The 19,595-nt window shown below is 67.1% G+C and carries 15 protein-coding genes; 9 read left to right on the top strand and 6 right to left on the bottom strand.

Going from position 1 to position 19,595, the window contains the following annotated elements:
• Positions 1-33: 33 nt before the first annotated feature.
• From FXO23_RS32215 to FXO23_RS32200, 4 genes are all read left to right on the top strand, one after another.
• A complete protein-coding gene (locus tag FXO23_RS32215; RefSeq protein WP_158889268.1) occupies positions 34-612 on the top strand; it encodes a TIGR03086 family metal-binding protein in 579 nt (192 codons plus the stop codon).
• A 330-nt stretch (positions 613-942) separates the two neighbouring features.
• Entirely contained in the window at positions 943-1,758 is an 816-nt protein-coding gene (locus tag FXO23_RS32210) for an SGNH/GDSL hydrolase family protein (protein WP_158889267.1), read from the top strand.
• The gene (locus tag FXO23_RS32205; protein ID WP_158889266.1) at positions 1,725-2,330 is read left to right on the top strand and encodes a TetR/AcrR family transcriptional regulator; all 606 of its coding nucleotides are present in this window, start codon (positions 1,725-1,727) and stop codon (positions 2,328-2,330) included. Before FXO23_RS32210 ends, FXO23_RS32205 begins: the two co-directional genes overlap by 34 nt.
• Positions 2,331-2,423: 93 nt before the next feature.
• A complete protein-coding gene (locus FXO23_RS32200) occupies positions 2,424-4,241 on the top strand; it encodes an alpha-L-fucosidase (protein ID WP_158889265.1) in 1,818 nt (605 codons plus the stop codon).
• A gap of 75 nt (positions 4,242-4,316) precedes the next feature.
• Here FXO23_RS32200 and FXO23_RS32195 read toward each other — a convergent pair whose 3' ends face one another.
• The 3 genes from FXO23_RS32195 to FXO23_RS32185 all read right to left on the bottom strand — a co-directional run bounded on the left by FXO23_RS32195 (position 4,317) and on the right by FXO23_RS32185 (position 9,278).
• Positions 4,317-5,747, bottom strand: coding sequence for an aminotransferase class I/II-fold pyridoxal phosphate-dependent enzyme (locus tag FXO23_RS32195; RefSeq protein WP_158889336.1), 1,431 nt, complete (start codon positions 5,745-5,747; stop codon positions 4,317-4,319).
• Positions 5,748-5,778: 31 nt separating this feature from the next.
• The gene (locus tag FXO23_RS32190) at positions 5,779-7,671 is read right to left on the bottom strand and encodes a Xaa-Pro dipeptidyl-peptidase (protein WP_158889264.1); all 1,893 of its coding nucleotides are present in this window, start codon (positions 7,669-7,671) and stop codon (positions 5,779-5,781) included.
• Between the two features lie 170 nt (positions 7,672-7,841).
• Positions 7,842-9,278 (bottom strand): phytoene desaturase family protein, encoded by a 1,437-nt coding sequence (locus tag FXO23_RS32185; protein ID WP_281356650.1) that lies wholly within the window; start codon positions 9,276-9,278, stop codon positions 7,842-7,844.
• Between the two features lie 160 nt (positions 9,279-9,438).
• Here FXO23_RS32185 and FXO23_RS32180 point away from each other — a divergent pair, with 160 nt between their 5' ends.
• From FXO23_RS32180 to FXO23_RS32155, 5 genes are all read left to right on the top strand, one after another.
• Positions 9,439-10,095, top strand: a complete 657-nt coding sequence (locus FXO23_RS32180) for a DUF6308 family protein (protein WP_158889263.1) — start codon at positions 9,439-9,441, stop codon at positions 10,093-10,095.
• Between the two features lie 135 nt (positions 10,096-10,230).
• Positions 10,231-11,481, top strand: coding sequence for an alpha/beta hydrolase family protein (locus FXO23_RS32175; RefSeq protein ID WP_158889262.1), 1,251 nt, complete (start codon positions 10,231-10,233; stop codon positions 11,479-11,481).
• A gap of 797 nt (positions 11,482-12,278) precedes the next feature.
• On the top strand, positions 12,279-14,381 hold the full coding sequence (locus FXO23_RS32165; RefSeq protein WP_246258157.1) for a helix-turn-helix transcriptional regulator: 2,103 nt from the start codon (positions 12,279-12,281) through the stop codon (positions 14,379-14,381).
• Positions 14,378-15,355 carry a hypothetical protein gene (locus FXO23_RS32160; protein WP_158889260.1) on the top strand — a complete coding sequence of 326 codons (978 nt, stop codon included), beginning with the start codon at positions 14,378-14,380 and terminating at the stop codon, positions 15,353-15,355. Before FXO23_RS32165 ends, FXO23_RS32160 begins: the two co-directional genes overlap by 4 nt.
• Positions 15,352-16,251 (top strand): DUF6339 family protein, encoded by a 900-nt coding sequence (locus tag FXO23_RS32155; protein WP_158889259.1) that lies wholly within the window; start codon positions 15,352-15,354, stop codon positions 16,249-16,251. The genes FXO23_RS32160 and FXO23_RS32155 overlap by 4 nt, the downstream gene beginning before the upstream one ends.
• On the opposite strand, the gene FXO23_RS32150 is transcribed toward FXO23_RS32155, so the two are convergent.
• The 3 genes from FXO23_RS32150 to FXO23_RS32140 all read right to left on the bottom strand — a co-directional run bounded on the left by FXO23_RS32150 (position 16,241) and on the right by FXO23_RS32140 (position 19,396).
• Positions 16,241-17,407, bottom strand: coding sequence for a DNA cytosine methyltransferase (locus FXO23_RS32150; protein ID WP_158889258.1), 1,167 nt, complete (start codon positions 17,405-17,407; stop codon positions 16,241-16,243). The two genes, FXO23_RS32155 and FXO23_RS32150, sit on opposite strands and share 11 nt — an antisense overlap.
• A 14-nt stretch (positions 17,408-17,421) precedes the next feature.
• Entirely contained in the window at positions 17,422-18,429 is a 1,008-nt protein-coding gene (locus tag FXO23_RS32145; protein WP_158889257.1) for a DNA cytosine methyltransferase, read from the bottom strand.
• Between the two features lie 475 nt (positions 18,430-18,904).
• Positions 18,905-19,396 carry a hypothetical protein gene (locus FXO23_RS32140; protein WP_158889256.1) on the bottom strand — a complete coding sequence of 164 codons (492 nt, stop codon included), beginning with the start codon at positions 19,394-19,396 and terminating at the stop codon, positions 18,905-18,907.
• Positions 19,397-19,595 lie beyond the last annotated feature (199 nt).

Raw genomic sequence — 19,595 nt, 5'->3', positions numbered from 1 at the left:
AAATAGCACGACCGTTCGTATACATTCTTCGCCATGGACTTCAGCGAAGTGGACCGGCGGGCGATCGCCGCGACCGGACGGATCATCGAAGGACTCGGCGCGGCGGACTGGGGCCGCCCGACGCCGTGCTCCGGCTGGGCGGTGCGGGACGTGGTCGCGCACCTGATCGGGAACAACGAGAACTTCGGCGCGCAAGCGGCGGGCCGGACACCGCCGTCGCCGGTGGAGCGCCCCGACCACGCACTGGCCGGGGCCTACGCCGAAAGTGCCGCGCGGTATCTCGAAGACTTCGCCGGGGAAGGCGCGCTGGAGCGGCGGATCGTTCTCGGCGAGTTCGGCACGTTCCCCGGATCGGTGACGGCCGGTGTGCATTTCGTCGACGTGCTCGTGCACGGCTGGGATCTGGGCCAGGCGCTCGGCCTGGACTACCTGCCCGAGGACGACCTCGCGCTGCCCGCGCTCGCCTTCGCCGAGCGCTACCCGGACGCGGCCCCGGTGCGCGGACCGGGCGGCGCCTTCGCGTACCCGGTGGAGGTGCCCGAGGACGCCCGCCCCGGCGAACGGCTCATCGCGCTGCTCGGCCGTCCAATTCGGACAGTCCCCACTCGGTGAGCAGCCGGGACCGGACCAGGAACCGCAGCGGTTCTAACCGGCCTAGCCGCTCACGACCCGGGAGCCCGCGGCAGGAAGGGAGCTTTACTACGGTTATCCGATAGTAAAGGTCCCTCGCTCATGATTTCCGGGAGCGAATCTCCCTTCCTGCCGCCGCTGCTCGGCGCCCCCGGTATCAGAAAAATCCGAGGACCTGGTCCGAGTAGGACACCAGCAGGTGGTGCTCACCCATCGAGCCCGCCTGGACACCTGGTGTTCACCTGGTAGACACCGTCTACTCGATTTGGTAGACAGTGTCTACCAGGTGAACTCGGGGTGTCGGAGATCTGAATGAGCTACCAACGGTTCGTCGCGCTGGGCGACAGTTGCACGGAGGGCCTGGACGACCTCCATCCGAACGGCCTGCACTACCGCGGCTGGGCCGATCTGGTGGCCGCCCGGATGGCCGCGGACCAGCCCGGTTTCCGCTACGCGAACCTCGGCGTGCGCGGGCGGCGGCTGGACCAGATCGTCGTCGAGCAGCTACCGACCGCGGCCGAACTGCGGCCGGATCTGATCGCCCTGTTCGGCGGCGGGAACGACGTGATGACCCGGGGTTTCGACCCCGAGGTGGTGGCCGGGCGGGTCGACGAGGCGGTGCGCGGGTGCAGCGAACTCGGCGCGCGGGTCGTCGTGTTCACGCTCAGCGACCTGTCCGGGCGGATGCCGGTCGCGCTGCGGATGCGCCCGCGGATCGAAGCGCTGAACGCGGCGATCCACGCCGCCGCGCGCACTTACGGCGCGCTGGTGGTGGACCTGTGGGACGACGAGGCGGCCCGGGATCTGCGGTACTTCGGCCCGGACCGGCTGCACCTCGGCGAGCACGGCCACCGGCGCCTCGCCGCGCATCTGCTGCGCCGCCTGGACCTGCCGTACGAGCCCGCCTGGCTGGAGCCGCTGCCGGGCGCGCCCGCGCGGCCGGGCCTGCGCGCGCACGCCACCTGGGTGTGGCAGGAGGTTCTGCCGGTCGCGGTGAGCCGGATCCGCAACCGGATCGTCGGCCGCTCCCCGGGGGACGGCATGTTCCCGAAACGCCCCGAGCTGCTGCCGGTGCTCGCCGACGAAGTGGACGCATGGACTCGAGTCCCGGCGCCCGAGAACGCCTGATCTCGACCGCGGTCACCCTCCTCGCCGAGGAGGGGATCGAGGCGGTCAAACTGCGCCGGATCGCGCGGGCCGCGGGCGTTTCGCACGGCGCCCCGCTGCGGCACTTCACCGGGCGCGCCGAACTGCTGTCCGCGGTCGCCACCACCGGGTTCCGCGAGCTGCGGCGGCGCGGCCGGGAGTTGCCGCCCGGCGCGCCGCGGGACCGGCTGCGAGCGGCCTGCCGGGCCTACCTCGACTTCGCGCTCGGCGACCCGGCGATGTTCGAGCTGATGTTCCGGCACGACCTGGTCGACGCGCACGAACCGGAGCTGGCCGCCGCGAACAGCGCGGTGTTCGACCTGTTCGGCGAGCTGGTCGCGGCCGTGCAGGCCGAAGGCTGGCGGGCCGGAACCGAAACCCGCCTGCTCACCGGATCGCTGTGGGCAGCGTTGCACGGGCTGGCCGAGCTGTGGCTGTGGGGCGGGTTGTCCACCGCTGCCCCGGATCCGGACGCCGCGCTTTCGGTCACCCTGGACGTCTTTCTCGAGGGCGAGAGATCCGATGTATCGAGCGTCCATCCGGGTGCAAGTTAGCCAGAAACCGACCTGAGACGGTTTACATCGGATCTCTGTGTCCCTTACCGTCGCCTCCCGTCGAGCTTGTCGACCCCTCAGCGAGGAGGCGCCATGACCCGCCGCCCATTCATCCGAGCTGTGCTGTCCCTGGCGGCCGCCGCGATCCTGACCGGCGGCCTGCCCGCCGTCGCGCGGGCGGCGCCGCTGCCGTCCGGGCCCGGCACGAACTACGCCACCGACGATCCGTTCACCGCCGCCCGCACCCGGTGGTGGCGCGACGACCGGTTCGGGATGTTCATCCACTTCGGCGCCTACTCGCAGTTGCAGGGCGAGTACCGGCGCGCGGACGGGACCACCTGCCGCAACGCGGAGTGGATCCAGCGGCAGTGCCAGATTCCGCGGGAGGAGTACGAGAAACTCGCCGCCGGGTTCAACCCGTCCGGATTCGACGCGAACGCGATCGCGCGCACCGCGAAGGCGGCCGGGCAGAAGTACGTGGTGATCACCAGCAAGCACCACGAGGGCTACGCGATGTGGCCGACGAAGGTCAACCAGTGGAACCTGCGCGACCACTCGTCGTTCGACAAGAACCGCGACATCCTGGCCGAGCTGAAGAAAGCGACCGCCGAGCAGGGCGTGCGGCTCGGCTTCTACTACTCGATCTGGGACTGGCACGACCCCGATTTCCCCGATCCGGCGACGTTTCCCCGCTACAAGAAACGGATGTACGCGCAGCTGAAGGAACTCGTCGACAACTACCACCCCGCGGTGCTGTGGTTCGACGGCGAGTGGAGCACGGACCGGCCGAACAACCCGTGGACCGAGCGCGACGGTGAGGAGCTCGAGGCGTACGTCCGGAGCCTCGACCCGAACATCGTGCTCAACAACCGGGTGGGCAAGCGGCGCGTGGTGGACGGCGACACCGGGACGCCCGAGCAGGAGATCCCGGACCAGCCGGTGGCGGGCCAGCTGTGGGAATCGTGCATGACGCTGAACGGCAGCTGGGGTTACGCCGCCTGGGACCACGACTGGAAGTCCTCGACGGAGCTGACCCGCAACCTGGTGTCCATCGCCAGCCGCAGCGGCAACTACCTGCTCAACGTCGGCCCGGACAAGCTCGGGCGGGTGCCGCGGGAATCGGTGGACCGGTTGCGGCAGATGGGCGACTGGCTGCGCGCCCACGGTCAGGGCAACGCGGTGTACGGCGCGGGGACTCCCGGCGTGGTCGCCGAACCGGGCTGGGGCGTGGTGAGCCGCAAGGGCGACCGGCTCTACGCCTCGGTCTACCAGTGGCCCACCGCCGGTGGCTCGCTGGAGCTGAAGACCCTCGCGCCGTTCTCCGTCCAGTCGGCCCGGGTGCTCGGCAGCGGCCAGCGGGTCCGCGTCGAGCAGGGTGCCGGGACTCTTCGCGTTACACCGACCGGCAAGCCGGTCAACCCGATCGCCACGGTGATCGAACTGAAGATCAAGACACCGCCGGTCACCGCCCCGGGCAACGGCACCGGGCTGACCGCGCAGTTCTGGCCGAACGCGGACTTCTCCGGCGAGCCGACGGTGACCCGCACCGATCCCGGAGTCAACTACAACTGGAAGTTCACCGGCTCACCGGATCCCGCGATCCCGGCCGAGGCGTTCTCTTCGCGGTGGACCGGGAACGTAGTGCCCCGGGACAGCGGCGAGTACACGTTCACGACCGTCTCCGATGACACGGTTCGCTTGTGGGTCAACGGAAAGCTCGTGGTGGACAACACCGTGCCGCACGGGCCGGCGGTGCACCAGGGGAAGGTCTCGCTGACCGCCGGGCAGCGGTACGCGATCAAGCTCGAGCAGACCGAACGCGGCGGCGAAGCCTCGATGAAGCTGCTGTGGTCCAGCCCGAACACCCCGCAGCAGATCATCCCCGCGGCCCAGCTGCACCCGGCGAGCTAGGACACGCGTCCCACAAGTCAGGACGCTTGGCCCGCTTGCTGGCACGATCGTCCGAACTGCCCTGGACCGCGGGGGTCAGGGCAGTTCGGCGCGGATCCGGTGCCAGGCCTCGAGGACGTGGCGGCGTTCGGTGGCCGGGGCGCCGATCGCCATCCGGAGCAGGACGCGGCCGTTCACCTTGGTGTGGCTCAGGTACAGCGCACCGGAGTCGTTGAGCCGTTCCATCAGCGCCAGGGTCGCCGCGTTCGCGTCCTCTTCGGACAATCCGGTCCACTTCGGACGGAAGCAGACCAGGCCGAAGTGGTGCGGTTCGAACAGGACGAAATCCGGATCGGCGGCGACCAGCGCCGCGAACTCGTCGGCCAGGGCGACGCCGGTGCGGATGTGCTCGCGCAGCCCTTCGGCGCCGTACCAGCGGATCACCGACCACAGCTTCAGCGCGCGGAACCGGCGGCCCAGGGACACCTGCCAGTCCCGGTAGTCGATCACCTCACCGGTGTCGGTCGCCGAATTGCGCAGGAACTCGGGCAGGATCGAGAGCGCCTCGATCATCGGCGCGCGGTCGGCCAGCCACAACACCGTGCAGTCGAAGTTGGTGAGCAGCCACTTGTGCGGGTTCGTGGCGTAGGAATCGGCGTACTCGGCCACGCCGTCGTGGATCCAGCGCAGTTCCGGGCAGATCGCCGAGACCCCCGCGTACGCGGCGTCCACGTGCAGCCAGACACCGTGTTCGCGGCACACCCGGCCGATCTCGGTGATCGGATCGATCGCGGTGGTCGACGTGGTGCCGATCGTGGCGCAGACCAGGGTCGGCACCGCGCCCGCCGCCACGTCCTCGGCGATCAGCGCGCGCAGGTGCTCCGGATCCATCGTCAGGGTCGCCGGATCGACGTCCACCACGCGCACGTTCTTCGCGCCGATCCCGGCGATCCGGCCCGCCTTCTCCAGCGCGGAATGGGTCTGCGACGAGACGTAGATCGGGTAGCGGCCGCTGATCCCGTCGGTGCCCGCCTTCCCGCCACTGGCCCGGTGCAGCGCGGCCAGCACGGCGACCAGGCTCGCGCTCGACGCCGAGTCCTGGATGACCCCGCCGCCGCGGGAATCGGTGCGAAAGTGCTTCGGCAGGCCCAGCAGTTCGGCGAGCCAGTCCACCACGACGGTTTCCAGTTCGGTGCACGCCGGGCTGGTCGCCCACACCATGCCCTGCACGCCCAGCCCGGACGAGAGCAGGTCGCCGAGGATGCCCGGGCCGGACGCGTTCGCCGGGAAGTAGGCGAAGAAGCTGGGGTGCTGCCAGTGCGTGACCCCGGGCAGGATCGTCCGGTCGAGGTCGCCGAGCACCCGTTCGTAGGGCTCGCCGTGCTCCGGCGGGTGCGCGGGCAGTGCCACGCGCACCTCGCCGGGACGGACCTGCGAGCGCACCGGGTGCGACTCGATCGAACTCAGGTAGTCGGCGATCCAGTCGACCACTCGCCTGCCGTACTGCCGGAATTCCTCCGGCGACATGTGCCCGGTCACACTTCCCGTTCTACCTGGATCAGCCCGCGAACGGAATCTTGATGTCGCTGAGCCCCAGCACCGTGGAGATCTTGGTGCCGGCCGGGTAGCGCAGGGTGTAGTCCTGGTCGGTCACCAGCAGCACGACGCCCAGGCGGTGGCCCGCCTTGAGCTGGTACTGCCGCGGCTCCAGGTTCCAGCGGAACGAGTAGGTCTGGCCGGGCTTGATCGGCTCGGTGACCTCCTGCGAATGCCGGTTCCGCACGTCCACCCAGCCCCGGCTGACCACCTGGTAGTCGGTCTGCGCGGTGCTGTACTGGTACTTGGGCCGGCAGCCCGAGTTGCCTTCGACGCTGTCCCCGAAGCACCACTGGTCCTTGGCCGGGCCGAACCCGGTGATCCGGTTGTCCTTGCCGTAGTCGACCAGCAGCGCGCTCAGGTACGGCGACTTGCCGTCGACCGAAGCCTGCACGCTGATCTCCGGTGCGCCCGAGATCCGGACGTCCCGGGGCAGTGGATCGGAGACGTAGAGCAGCCGGTTCGGATCGGCCTTGTCCATCCCGGCGACCAGCGAATCGGCCGTGCGGCCCGGGTCGTCGGTGAAGTCCTGGCGCTGCCCGAATCCCGGCGCCCAGAACGGGGTCAGCACACCCGGCTGGCTCGGCGAACGCCCGGCGCCGAACCGCAGGGTCACGTTGTGCGTGCCCGGTTCCGGCCAGTTCCGGTAGTCGGTCCACTTGCCGGGTTCGGTTTCGAAGTGCACCTTCGGCTGCCGCATCACGCCGTTGTCGATGTTGTAGAGCCAGTGGTCGAACCACTGGTGCACCGAGTCGAGCCAGGCCTGCTCCGCGACGTACAGCGGGTCGTCGTGCGCCGCCTGGTGCAGCCACAGCTTGCGCGGGATGTGGTGCTGGCCCAGCGCCGACCACAGGTCGGTGAAGTTCTTCGGCTTCACGTTCCAGTCGTTGATCCCGGCCACCTGGAACACGCTGCCCTTGAACTTGCCCAGGTCCTTCGCGAAGTTCCGCTCGTCCCAGAACGCGTTGTAGTCACCGCTGACCCGGTCCATCGCGGTTTCCATCTCGCGGATCGGTTTGTCGCAGACCTGCGGGTTCTTCCTGGTCAGCACCACTTTGGCGTGCAGATCAGCGTCCTCGCCGACATACCCGCCCGGCGACACGACCGCGCCGTTCGCCCGGTAGTAGCTGTACCAGCTGGCGATCCCGGAGATCGACACGATCGTCTTGAGTCCTTCGACCCCGGTGCTGGCGACCGCGACCGGAAGCGTGCCGTTGTAGCTCTTGCCCGCCATCGCCACGTTCCCGGTCGACCAGCTCGCCTTGACCTCCTTGCCGTCGGCGGTGAACGCCTTGGCCTTGCCGGTCAGCCATTCGACGACCGTCTTCATGCCGGTCTTCTCGTCGTTGCCGATCGCGCTCGGGCACCCTTCCGAGTCGCCGGTGCCCAGGGTGTCCGCGGCGAGCACCGCGTACCCGCGCGAGACGAAGTAGTTGTCGTAGTACATCCGGCCGTAGTTCTGCCCCGGCTGCGGCCCGGTCGGCGGCGACCACGGCGCGGTCCGCGGGTAGTCGGTGACCTCGGCCGGGTGGTACGGCACGTCCAGGGTGCCCCGGAAGTACGGGCTCGGCTCGACGATCGTGGCGACCTTGAGCGAACCTTCGGTTTCCTTCGGCCGGGTCACGTAGACCGCGAGCTTGTCGTGCTTGCCGTCCCGGTCGCTGTCCACCGGGGTTTCCACGAAGACCTGCTCGCGCACGGCCTTGGTGTAGTCGTAGACCGGCTGGGTCTTGCCGTCCCGGACGACGATCTGCCGGGCCGGGTCGTCCGCCGGGGCGGCCTGCGCCGCCGTCACGGTGGACGCGAAGGAGACGCCGGCGAGTGCGACCACCGCCAGCGCGCGTGCTATCCGCATCGTTTGTCCTCTGTGCAGGTTGCGGTTCGGTGCTCGCGGCTCATCCGGTGCCCGCCGGGACATCAGGCGACCTCCCGCCCGGCGCGGTGAACGGAGGCACTTCCCCCAGGTTCCAGGTGCACTCTTTACCCGCGATCGTCTTCACGCAACCCGCTTTCGTCGTGACCGGTTCAGGGCGCGAGACCGGGCGTCGTGCGGATGCCGAACTCCCGGCGCAACGCACTGCGCGCCGCGAAGTACCCGCTCATACCGTGCACTCCCGGACCCGGCGGGGTGGCGGCGGAGCACAGGTACACCCCGCCGAGCGCGGTCCGGTACGGATCCCACCGCGGGGTCGGCCGGGCGAGCAGTTGCCGGACGGTGATCGCCCCGGCCGCGATGTCACCGCCCACGTAGTTCGCGTTGTAGGCGGCGAACTCGGCCGCGGTGATCGCACGGCTCGCCAGCACCGTGTCGGAGAAGCCCGGCGCGAACCGCTCGATCTGCCGGCGGATCGCCTCGGTCGGGTCACGCTCGTCGCCGTTCGGCACGTGGCAGTAGGCCCAGACCGGCCGCTTACCCGGCCGCCCGCGGGACGGGTCGACCACCATCGGGTCGGCGACCAGCACGAACGGCCGGTCCGCGCGCCTGCCCGAAGCCACCGCGCTTTCCGCGGCGAACACCTCGGCCTGGTCCCCGCACACGTGGACGGTCCCCGCCTCGCCGACCTCCGGCGCGGCCCACGGAATCGGCTCGGACACCAGGAAGTCGACCTTCGCCGCCCCCGGTCCGTACCGGTACGCCTCGAGCCGCCGCCGGTACCCGCCCGGCAGCAACGGCCCGGCGAGTTCCAGCAACCCACGTGGCGCGAGGTCGAGCAGCACCGCACGGACCCGGGCGAGCTCGCGGAGATCCGTCACCGGGCTCCCCGTGCGCACCACCCCGCCGTGCGCGAGGAAGTCGTCGGCGAGCGCCGCGGCGATGCTCCGGCTCCCGCCGACCGGCACCGGCCAGCCCGTCGCGTGCGCGAGGTGGCCGAGCAGGAGCGCGACCGCCCCACCGGGCAGGCTCGGCAACCGGGCGAACGAGTGCCCGGCGACCCCGGCGAGCAGCGCGGCCGCCTCGGCCCCGCCGAACGCGCGCCGGGCCAGCGGGGTGCCGTGCGCGAGGATCCGCGCGGGCAGCAGCAACGGCGCGAGCAGATCGCCGGGTATCCGGCGCTGGTCGGAGAACAGCAGGTCCACCAGGCCGCGGCTGCGCTCGACCAGCGGTGCCATCAGCCGCCGCCAGTTCGCCCCGTCCGCGCCCAGCCGAGCGCAGGTCCGCGCGAGACTCCGGTACGCCAGCCCGGCACGACCGTGGTCGAGCGGATGGGCGTAGGCGATCTCCGGCTGCCGCAGCTCCACCCCACGCGCGCCCAGGTCGAACTCGCGGAAGAACCGTCCCGCGACCGCCAGCGGATGCACGGCCGAGCAGATGTCGTGGACGACCTCGGAGTCGAACAACGGCACCGATCGCAGACCGCCGCCGATCTCCGCGGCCGCCTCACGCAGCTCCACCGCCAGTCCCGCGCGAGCCATGAGCACGGCCGCGGCCAGCCCGTTCGGTCCCGAGCCGACGACGACCACGTCGGGTTCGGCTGCCAGCCGAGCTCACCTCCTGCTACTCCGCCGTAACTGGACGAACACCTCGACCTTCGGCCGATACACGAGAAACCGTAACGGCCCCGGAGCACCCAGCGACAGGCACTGCGTCGCTGTCGCTGGAGTGGCGCACCGAGGAGGTGACATGCGCAGCATCGCCGAGCTCCGGGATTGCGCGCCCGCGCACCTCGACGCGTACACGGACCCGAACTCCCACTTCGCGTTCACCACCTACGACCAGCTCTACGGTTCGTCCGGCCGGCTCACCCCGCTGGACTGTTTCGCCGCGAACCTGCTCAGCCTGCGCCTGCGCCACGACCACGTGATTCCGCTGTTCCGCCGGACCCACGACGCCAGCACCGCGCTGCTCGCCGCGATGCAACGCGTACTGGACGAGACCACCCCGGACGCACCCGCCTTCGCCGATCTCGAAACGATCGAGGAGCCGCCGTTTCCCCTGATCCGCGAGGCGAACGCGCTCACCGAGCAGGTTCCACAGTGGACACCCGTGACCGTGTCGAAGGTGCTGCACCGGCTGCGCCCCCTGCTCGTACCGGTGTGCGACTCCCTGGTCCGCCGCTTCTACCAGGCCGCCAGCCAGTCGGCCGCGTTCTATCGCGCGCTGCACGCCGACGTACGTACCAATTCCCACCTCCTCACCGAACTCACCGAGGGCCGCTACACGGCCGACGGCCGCCCGCTTTCCCCGCTGCGGGCGCTGGACATCGTCATCGGGCACCACGAACGCTACGGTTGCGCGTCACGCGATCCCCGCCAGTCGAAGGACAACGTTTCCTGCTGATGGCCGCCGGTCGGGCGGTCTGGAAAAGACGGTAGCGAGGGGGACCGACAAAAACCGGGTGGGGAGTTTTCACCACCTCGAGCACGGGTGCGCGCCGGATGGGCACCGGCCCGGCAGATTCCTAGTTTTTCTTGTATGACAACGAAGTTCGTCCGTTCCGCCCTCGCGACCGTCTGCGCGGGTTTGGTGTTCACCGCGGTCGCCGCCCCCGCGACGATCGCCGCCGAGTCACCGCCCACCGTCGAGCACACCGCCCCCGGCCGAGGCGCGCTGGTCGCGATCGAGGCCGTCGCCACCCTGGGGAAGAAGACCCTCGCCGCCTACCTCACCGATCGGGGCTTGACCACCCCGTCCCCGGACCAGGGTGTGCACGCGTATCGCCTGATCTACCGCACGGTGGGCCCGGACGGCGCAGCGACCACGGCGAGTGGGCTCCTCGTGGTGCCGCACAACGACAACCGGGTTCTCCAGGTGGTCAGCTACCAGCACGGAACCAATTCTCTCAAGGACGGCGCGGCGACCGTGTCGGACGACCGGATCGATCGCGCGATCGCGATGTTCTTCGCGGGCGCCGGATACGCGGCCGTCGCACCGGATTTCCTCGGCCTGGGGTACGGCGCGGGGCCGCATCCGTACCTGGACGTCACCTCTGAAACCACCGCATCGGTGGACATGCTGCGCGCCGCCCGCACCGCGCTGGCGTCGCTTGGTCGTACTACCCGGCCGGACGTGCTGGTCACCGGCTTCTCGCAGGGCGGGCGGACGTCCATGGCCCTCGGCCGGGCGCTCGCCGAGGGCGCGGACCCCGATTTCCGGCTGGGCGCACTCGCCCCGGTGAGCGGCCCGTTCGACCTGCTCGGCACGCAACTACCCGCCGCGCTCGACGGTCGACTCGAACCCCATGCCGCCGCCTTCTACTTGGCCTACTTCACCGTCGCCTGGAACCGCCTGCACCACCTGTACGACACACCCGCCGAAGCCTTCGCCACCCCACACGTGGAGCCGCTATTCGACGGCACCCACGACGACCAGGAAATCGTGCGGCAGTTGCCCGCCCCGCATGACCTGCTCACCCCACGATTCGCCGAACGCCTACGCCACCCCACCGGCCCCCTGGCCGACGCCCTGCGCACCGGCGACTCCACCTGCTCGTGGCACCCACCCGCCCCGATCCGCATCTACGCTTCCCCGGCCGACCAAGAAGTCCCGATCACCAACTCCGAACACTGCCGCGACACCCTCCACACCCACGGCGCCAACCCCCAACTGACCATCCTCGGCGAGGCGGACCACCGAACCACCCCCATCGCCGCCCTCCCGGACATCCTGCGTTTCTTCCACACCACGACGCGTTCAACACCGCCCAGCGATGGAAGCCAGAATTAGCCAGCAAGATCCAAAAACTCCGCCCGCCGGTGGCACTCGCGATGCGGGGTGAATGAAACACTATCGACTCGCAGGGGGCGGCTTCGATCTTGAGAGACGCCGGCGCTCCATCGAACGGCGACACCTCGCACCCGAGCTCCAAGTGATCGGCTGCGCGGTCGACGCAGGGGAGCAGAATTCGGGGCGTCGAGCCAATCACGGACCTGCTTGTGTGTCTCCGATAACGGATTGCCAAAATGACTATATGGAGCGGCTGGAAACGACACCGAAGTTTTGTGTTCGCATGAGCAGGCAGAAGTCTCGGAACTTTCGCTGCGCAAAGGCCTGCACTCGGGTCGGGTTGCGCTGCCGGATCCACCGACGTCCGGTCAAGGGTGTGAGACGTGAGGCGGACATCGTCTTCGGCCCCATCCGGGTCGCAGTCTTCGTGGACGGATGTCTCGAGCACGTAAAGTAGCCTAATACTAACGCCGAGTTTTGGTGTGCCGCCATCGAGACAGTCGAAGGTGCCACCTCGACAACGACGCTCGCTTGGCGGGCGCAGGCTGGGTGACCGTCCGGGTGTAGGAGGTATGAGACCGCAGAAGCCGCCGACGATCGAGTGCTCAATGCCATCACATACCGCGGAAACCAGTAAAGTCCCTCGAAGGTATCCCTGAGCTGTGAGTCTTCCCGGCAGCCGATCAACCTTTCGTGCGCGTCAACCAGCATTTGACATGCCAGGGGAAGTCAAATTACAGTTGCCTCTCTCGGCCGGGTCCGATGGTCCGGCACGTGATCGACGAAGGGCGGCGACTGTGGTGGCCACGCACCAGGCAGAAAAGTTCGGCCCATGGCTGGCACGCCAACTCCGCCGGACTGGCATGTCCCAGGCTCAACTCGCCGACCGGGTCGGACTCACGCGTGCGGCGGTCTCCGCGTGGATCAACAACCGTGCCGAACCACGCGAGGACACCAAGAGGCTGATCGCCGCCGTCCTGGGCACCGACACGGCTTCACTTTTCAACCTCGCCAAGGATGTCGCGACCGAGTTACCCGTACAATGGTACCACCGGCTCGGTCACGCCGACGGCGGACGCGAATACGGGAATGCCGCGGCCTTCGCCTTCGATGCCGACCTCTCCGCGCTTGCCCGCGAAGCCACACAAAACACTCTCGACGAGCGCTACGACAACGACAAACCGGTTAGTGTGCGCTATACCCTGCACGAGCTGACCGGGGAACACCTCGATGCTTTCTTGCAAGCCTTGCATTGGGACGACTTGGAAGCTCACTACGAGCAGGCTGCATCCGCCGAACAGAAGGTTTCCCGCAGCCTGCGCGCTGCCCTCGACAACTTGGCTGAAACCAGGTCTTTGACCCTGCTGCGAGTCGACGACTACAACGCCACCGGCCTGACGGGCCCCGAATACGGCGACGGTCGTTACGCCGCAGTGGTACGCCGTCAGCTCGACAGCTTCAAACATGCCGATGGTCGCGCCGGCGGTTCGTACGGACTCGGCAAGGCCACCTTGTGGGCCGCCAGTCGCTTCGGCCTGGTATTGATCAACACAACCCTGTCGGCCCCGCAAGAGGGACGCACCGAACGGAGGGTCATCGGACGGCTCGACCTGCCTTGGCACGAAATCGCTGGGACCGCGTATGCAGGCCCTGCCTGGTTGGGCGAGCCCGACACCGAGCCTGACCACAAGGGAGTTTCGCGGTCATGGTGGGCCGACGAACAGACTGTCGAGACCCTGCACTTGGCGCGCTTGGGAACTGATCCCGGAACAACGTTTCTCATTGTGGGCGTGCACGACGCCTCGGGTTCCGCCGAGACGCTGCAACAAATGCACGACAAGCTCGTCGATTCGTTGGCCGACGGATTCTGGGCCGCGATGGTCGGCGGCCGAACGAAAGGACCGTTGCTGGAAGCTCGCGTCACCACGTTGCGCAACGGGCACGTTCTCATTCCCGAAACGCGTGTCGACCCGCACAACCATCACCCGGCGCTGAGCCGCGCCTTTCAGTCCTATTTGGACCATGAAACCGTCGCAGAACTCACCTCGGGAGACCAGGTGGCACAGGCTTCCGTGCCACTCGTAGTCCCGCCGCGAAAGGGAAAAGGGCGAGCGCGTGGCAAAGGATACGAACATCAGGCAGTTCTCCTGCTCACTCCCGCAAACGACGAAGACGACCCCCTCAATCGAGTCGTCTTCATGCGCGGCAACCGCATGACGATCGTCAGCCATCGCCCGCGCGAACTTCCTCTGGGGGCCTCGCCATTCCAAGCGGTCCTCCTCGCCGGTTACGCCACCGAGTCCGACGGCGAGGATGTCGACCTCGCCGAAGAGTTCCTGCGCGCGTCCGAGCCGCCCGAGCACAATCGTTGGGACCGCACCGAGGAACTGACCTCGCTGTACGAGCGCGGGGCGCTCACCCGGCTCAAGGAGTTCCGTACCGAAATCGACACGACAGTCCGCCGTCTGGTGGGACGCCGAGAAGCCGACAGCAACGGTGGACCGACCGTACTGCGAGAGCTGTTGAAGCTGGACGGCCCGGGCTCCAGCGGGATTCGCCGCGCACAGGGCATCCCGTCGATCCACAATGTGAGCGCCCATCTCGAGGACAGCGGGGCCTGGCATGTGAGAGTCGACCTCAAGCTGCCCGAAGTCGAGGATCCATGGCGGCTCACACCGGTCGCCAAATTCGACGTGCGCTCCGGCGGCCGCCCACAGGTCGACTGGAAGATTCTCACCCCGTCCGACAACTGCCGGATCGATGACGACAACGTCGTTATCGAAGCCGGTGTGCGGTCTGCAACGTTCGTCGGCGTGACCGACCCCGCCTCTCACCCGGTACAAGGCAGGCTGGCCCGGCTCATCGTCGACGTCCAGAAGGCCCGCGGAGGCGCGCTATGAAACCGGTTTCCCCCTACAAGACTCTCTTCGGGGAAGTCCTTCTCGACGTCGTGTCTGTAATCGTGGACGGCGCCGAGCTGCCCTATGCGAAGGTGTCCAAGGTCGAGCGTACTATTGCCCTGCACGAGACCGGTCGCGAGAAATGGGAAAAGGCTACCATCCGAGTGAAAGCCTCGCTTCCCGAGCAGGAAATCACAAAGGGTCCTTGGTCCGACATCCAATGTCTGGCCGTGCTTTCCGAGTCGGCGACAAACTCACGCCGAACCGCGCGTTTGACCCGCGGCCCTGGCGGCGATTGGGAAGGTACCATCGAACTTGTCCGCAGCCGCCATTCGAACCGCGCCTCACTTGCAATCGCCGTCGTCGCGACAATCGATTCGGTGGAAGGGCGAATAATCGGCACGACCGAGAAAAACTGGTATGCCGACCTGCGAGCCTCAAGACCGTTGCGTCAGCAAGAGATCGAGATCATCCAAGTGGATTTCAGCGGTGGCCCTCTCGAATGGCTGCGCGGTTACAAGGATGCGTTATGGATTGTCGAAACCACCGGCGAGATCCCGAAGGTATATCTCAACACCACCGCCGTCGACGGCTTGCTGGAGGTCATGAATCGCAAGGGCGGCACGCCCGAAGAACGGCTGCTGCGCGAAACAACGGCAAGCCAGATCGCCCACGACGCCTGGGCTGCCATGTTCCAGAGCGCCATCAGTGAACTGGACGAGGACGACGAGGGCAACCCGGTGCTGCCCGTAGGCTGGCGTGGCCGTGTCCTGCGCATGATGTTGCCGGACGTCCTGCCCGGACGACAGCTTGCCGATGCGCTCTACGAAATCCTGAAACGTCGCACCGAGAACTTCGGTTGGTCTGAACTCCAAACCGGTATCCACTACGCGGCAGGCAAGCGCAGTCGGATAACCAAGAAGCTGACCGACGCCGTCCGATCGGTCAGGGCCGAGAGAAATGAAAGCCGATGAGCCGCGCCACGACTGCCCTCGAAATTCCGCCCGTACTGGGACTTCTGCCTGACACCGCTGTCGTCAAGTACCTCAGCCATGGCATCCAGTCCGGCAAGGAGAAGCCACCCCAGGTCGCCCTCCGCAAGGCATCCATTCCCTTTCCGGAAGACGTCGCAAGGTGGCGCGCCGCGCCCATCCGCGAGCTGGTGGACGAAGCAATGCGTCGATTCGAAGATCGCCGGACGTCGAAGGCAAGGGCTGTCGCCGACGGCTGGCTCGCTCCGCGGCTGCACGCAACCTTGCGATTGACTCGAGCCGAAGCGGCGGACGCTCGTCTGTGGAACTTCATGGCATTGGTCGTCGCGCCGGACTATGTTGTGTGGCGCCACAAAGGCGGAGAAATCGCCACCTCGGAGCATTTCAGTGGCGCCCACTACAAGCAGGCATTCGCTCGCCTGTGGTGGACGGCGGAACTGTTCCGAAACGGCAAAGACTACCGAACGGTCGAACTGGCCTGTCGGTCACAGGACACCCTGAATACGACGCTGCGACTGGACATCATCGATCACCGGCCGACCGCCATGGCGCTCCTTCGCGTGGTGGAACAGCTCCTGGAAGCCCGCGTACATCGTCCCGGTGATCACATCAACGCGCTGTCCAAAGCCGTCAATGCGGCAGGCAGCACGTTGTTCTACGACGTGCTCGCACCCGATGAACCCCCCGACGACGACGTATTGCACAACTGGATCGCAGAATCCGCGGACATGCCGCCCGTGTCGTGGGAGCGACTCCCGGATGGACCGGACGACGGTGCAGCGAACGAAGTATCCGTGAATTCCTTGGTACCATTCTTCAAGAAACTACTGGACGAAGCACCGATTCGACACCGTCCGAGAAAGGCGGTTACAGGCTGAGATTCAATTGTTTACCGATGTTCTTCTCGGACGTGACCGTTGGCAGGGGTTCGGTCAGCACGGGGGCCGATCCACTGGTGTCGTCCCATTTGCCCTCGACGGCTTCGTCCAAAGTCGCGTCGATGGGTCTCCGCCCCATCGACGCGGCGAGGACGTGCACAGCGAGCCTCGGTGGAATGGCATTGCCGATCTGCTGCGCTCTGTCTTTTCCCGCCCAGGGGTAGTCCAGTGGAAAGGTCTGGAGCCGCCCGGCCTCGGCCAATGTGAACCGATCTTGAATGCCACGAGAGGTCACCAGGCGGTTCCGACTGACCTTCCCGGTGACCGTCGCGGCCGGATGATCAGATTCGCGTTGCCCACGAGCCTTCGGATCACCACCTGTACCGTAGTTGGATACGACTACGAACTTCTCTCGACGCTTGAGCGCAGCCCCCATCGACTCCCATGGTCGCAATCGGGGATCGCCTTCCGAGCGCGCCATTCCCTTCCGGTAGCGGCGATGCGTCGGCCGGGGAAGCTCCGCCGGGCTGTTGTGACGTGCGATCAGAATAGCTCGGCGACGAGTCTGCGGCACTCCGAATTCTTCAGTGTGCAGGATATCGAAAACCGCGTTGTAACCCTCTCCGGCAAGGACATCGGCTACTGCCTCCCACACCGGCAGGACCGCAGGAACCTGCTCCAACACGATGGCTTCGTACGGGCGGCCGGCGTCGACCGCTCGCAATGCCCACCGCAGAGGTTCGATCACGAGGCCTGTTCGCACGTCCGGCTCGCCCCGCACGTATTGCTCAGCGTCCAGCAGGGACAGATCTTGGCTGATGTCCTCCCGAGCTTCCATCCGTTTGACGAAGTCGAGCACGCGCTCCAACGCGCGACGGCCCGCACCGCCTCCGGCGACGGTGTAGGTCTGGCAAGGTGGGCCACCTGCAAGAATCGTGGCGTCGGAAAACTGCTCCGGTTCGTAATCGCGAACGTCACCCTGCGTGGTCCTCAGTCCAGCCTCTTCACGGGTGGCGCAGGCATTCGCATCCCACTCGATGCCGTCCACGGTGATACCGAGCCAACGCGCCGCCACATCCAACCCGCCCGGGCCGGCGAACAGGTCCACCATATGTGTTTGCCCAGGTGGCAGCCCTTCCGGCTGTGCGGGTGTCATGGCGCGAGATCTTATCAAGACGCCAAGATCGCAGCCCGGATTGCGTCACCCAGTGCGCGTCCGACCGGCGGCGGCGAAGCCTGGCCGACCTGACGGTAGCTGGCGGTCTTCCGGCCCGCGAAGCGCCAGTCCGGTGGAAACCCCTGGAGAAGTGCTGTCTGGTCGACGGTGAGCTGCACCATAGCGTCGCGTCCCGAGGATGGGTTCCAATCGAAGTCTGCGTCGGGTACGTGGTCGGCGACCGTGCCGCCATTCACCCCCATCCGCTCCCAGGCGGCCTTCGAACCTCTCGGCCCCAGATCTGCTCCACCTCGCCTCCAGGAGCCTCCGACCAACGTAGGTGCGACCCGGTCAGCTTGGACAGCCCACTCGGAAACCTTCGGCCAGCCACGCGCCGCCATCGACTCCTTCAGCACTTCACCCACAGTCTTCGGTGGTTTCGAGTCCGCGGTCGGTGGCTCGAAGGCATTCATCGAATCACCCTTGAACGCAACCAGGATCCCCTGCTTTCTGTCTTGGGGAACTCCGTGATGCATCGCATTGAGCACAAACCATTGGTACCGGTAGTCGAGGTGATCGAGTTCTTTGCCGATGTACTCGCGGATCGGCGCGTAGGTGTCCTTGGTGACGAGGTCCGGAACGTTCTCGATCAGAAGAGCGCGCGGTTGCACTCCGTGGGCCAGCAGGATCGTGGCCTCGAGCAGCTTGAGCTCGACCTCGCTGTCGTCTTCTCGGTTGACGGCAGCCGTGGCCTTCACACGGGGAAGGCCTGCCGAAAGCAAGTCGACGTCGTAGACCTGCTGGTGCTCGGCGGGATCGAAATCAAGCAGATCCGCCTCCAGGACTCGCCAGAACGGGCGGTTCATGCGCAGCGTTTCACACGCGACGGCGTTGTTGTCGATGAGCAGGACAGGATCGAACCCAGCCTGTTCCAGACCCAGTGCGAGTCCTCCCGCCCCCGCGCAGACTTCAAGCGACGAAAGCCGCTTCTCCGATGCATTGACTGCTGTCGGCCTTTCCACTACCCGCCCCTTACGTTTGTGTCCGATCCCCGATCGGGGTAAAGGATAGCGGAAATCACCGTCAAGTCGATGCAATTTGGACCGACACGGCGAAGCTCGTTCGCGGTCGCCTGTCTCAACGGGCTCCTCGACCTTGCTATGCCAAGGCACCAGGATTTCGCGACAAGCACCGTCTTCTTGTTCGCAATACCAGACGTCCCCCGAACAGACCTGAGCTGCTCCGGCTCCGTTGCCGCCCCACAATCGGTGGGCCGGTTGGACTCGACAGCAAACTGTCCGCCGCCCTGACGCGGCAGAACACCCGGAATGATTCACTGCGCGTGCAACCCTGGTTTTCGCGGCAGACACCGCAGTCGGCGGTCCGCCTGTCGACAACCATGCCTACGCCGTCCGGTTCCGATGTTCAGGGGCAGCGCGTTCGGACAAAGAGATGAGCGAAGAGTCCCGTGGTCAGTGCTCCAGCCGTAGTTCGCGATCATGATCCTGGGTGTTGAGATCGACGTTGGCACTGGCTGGTCTCGGCGCGGTGTTGACCGACCCGCTGACCCCGGTGGCCGCGAAACGGCCGCAGGGGTGGCGAACCGGCCAAGGCTGGTGCCCCAGCGGGTTTACCGCGATCGTGTTCGTTGCTGACCGGCAGGTGCACCTGGCGGCATCTGCTGCTACCGAATGGACCTAAGCCGGACTGTGGCGGAGTGCCGCCCTCGACGAACCCGGCAGCGAAGGAATGCTCGATGAGCTGGCCGGCGATGAGGTCGTGGCGGCTGCGGGGAGCCGGCCTGCGCGTCCGGGACCGTACCTGCCGACACCGCAGCGGGGCCGGATACCGGCACGCACAGTAGCGGTAGATCATGTTGCGGTCGTTGGCGCGGAAGCCGACCCGAGCCTCAGCGGAGAGGTCGAAGATCAGCCGCACGATCAGTGCCTCGTGCTCGTCGATCACGAGCTTGTGGGTGGTCTTGTTCATCTGGGCGCCGACAGGGGTTGTCGTACGTCCGCTCGTTCATGGCCGGCTTGCGATCCGTATCCGCGATGACACGATCGATGAGCGTGTCGCGCTCGAATCGGCGAACATCCCGGCGTACGACCTCGTCGGCGTCGAGGTGTCGAACGGCTCGTCGCCGACCGGAGCACACCCCTCTGGCCCAATTCGCCCAGCAGCATCA

The organism is Amycolatopsis anabasis, assembly GCF_009765355.1.
Lineage (GTDB): Bacteria > Actinomycetota > Actinomycetes > Mycobacteriales > Pseudonocardiaceae > Amycolatopsis > Amycolatopsis anabasis.
The sequence above is the reverse complement of the archived record's forward strand: the minus strand, read 5'-3'. Positions and strand labels throughout refer to the sequence as shown.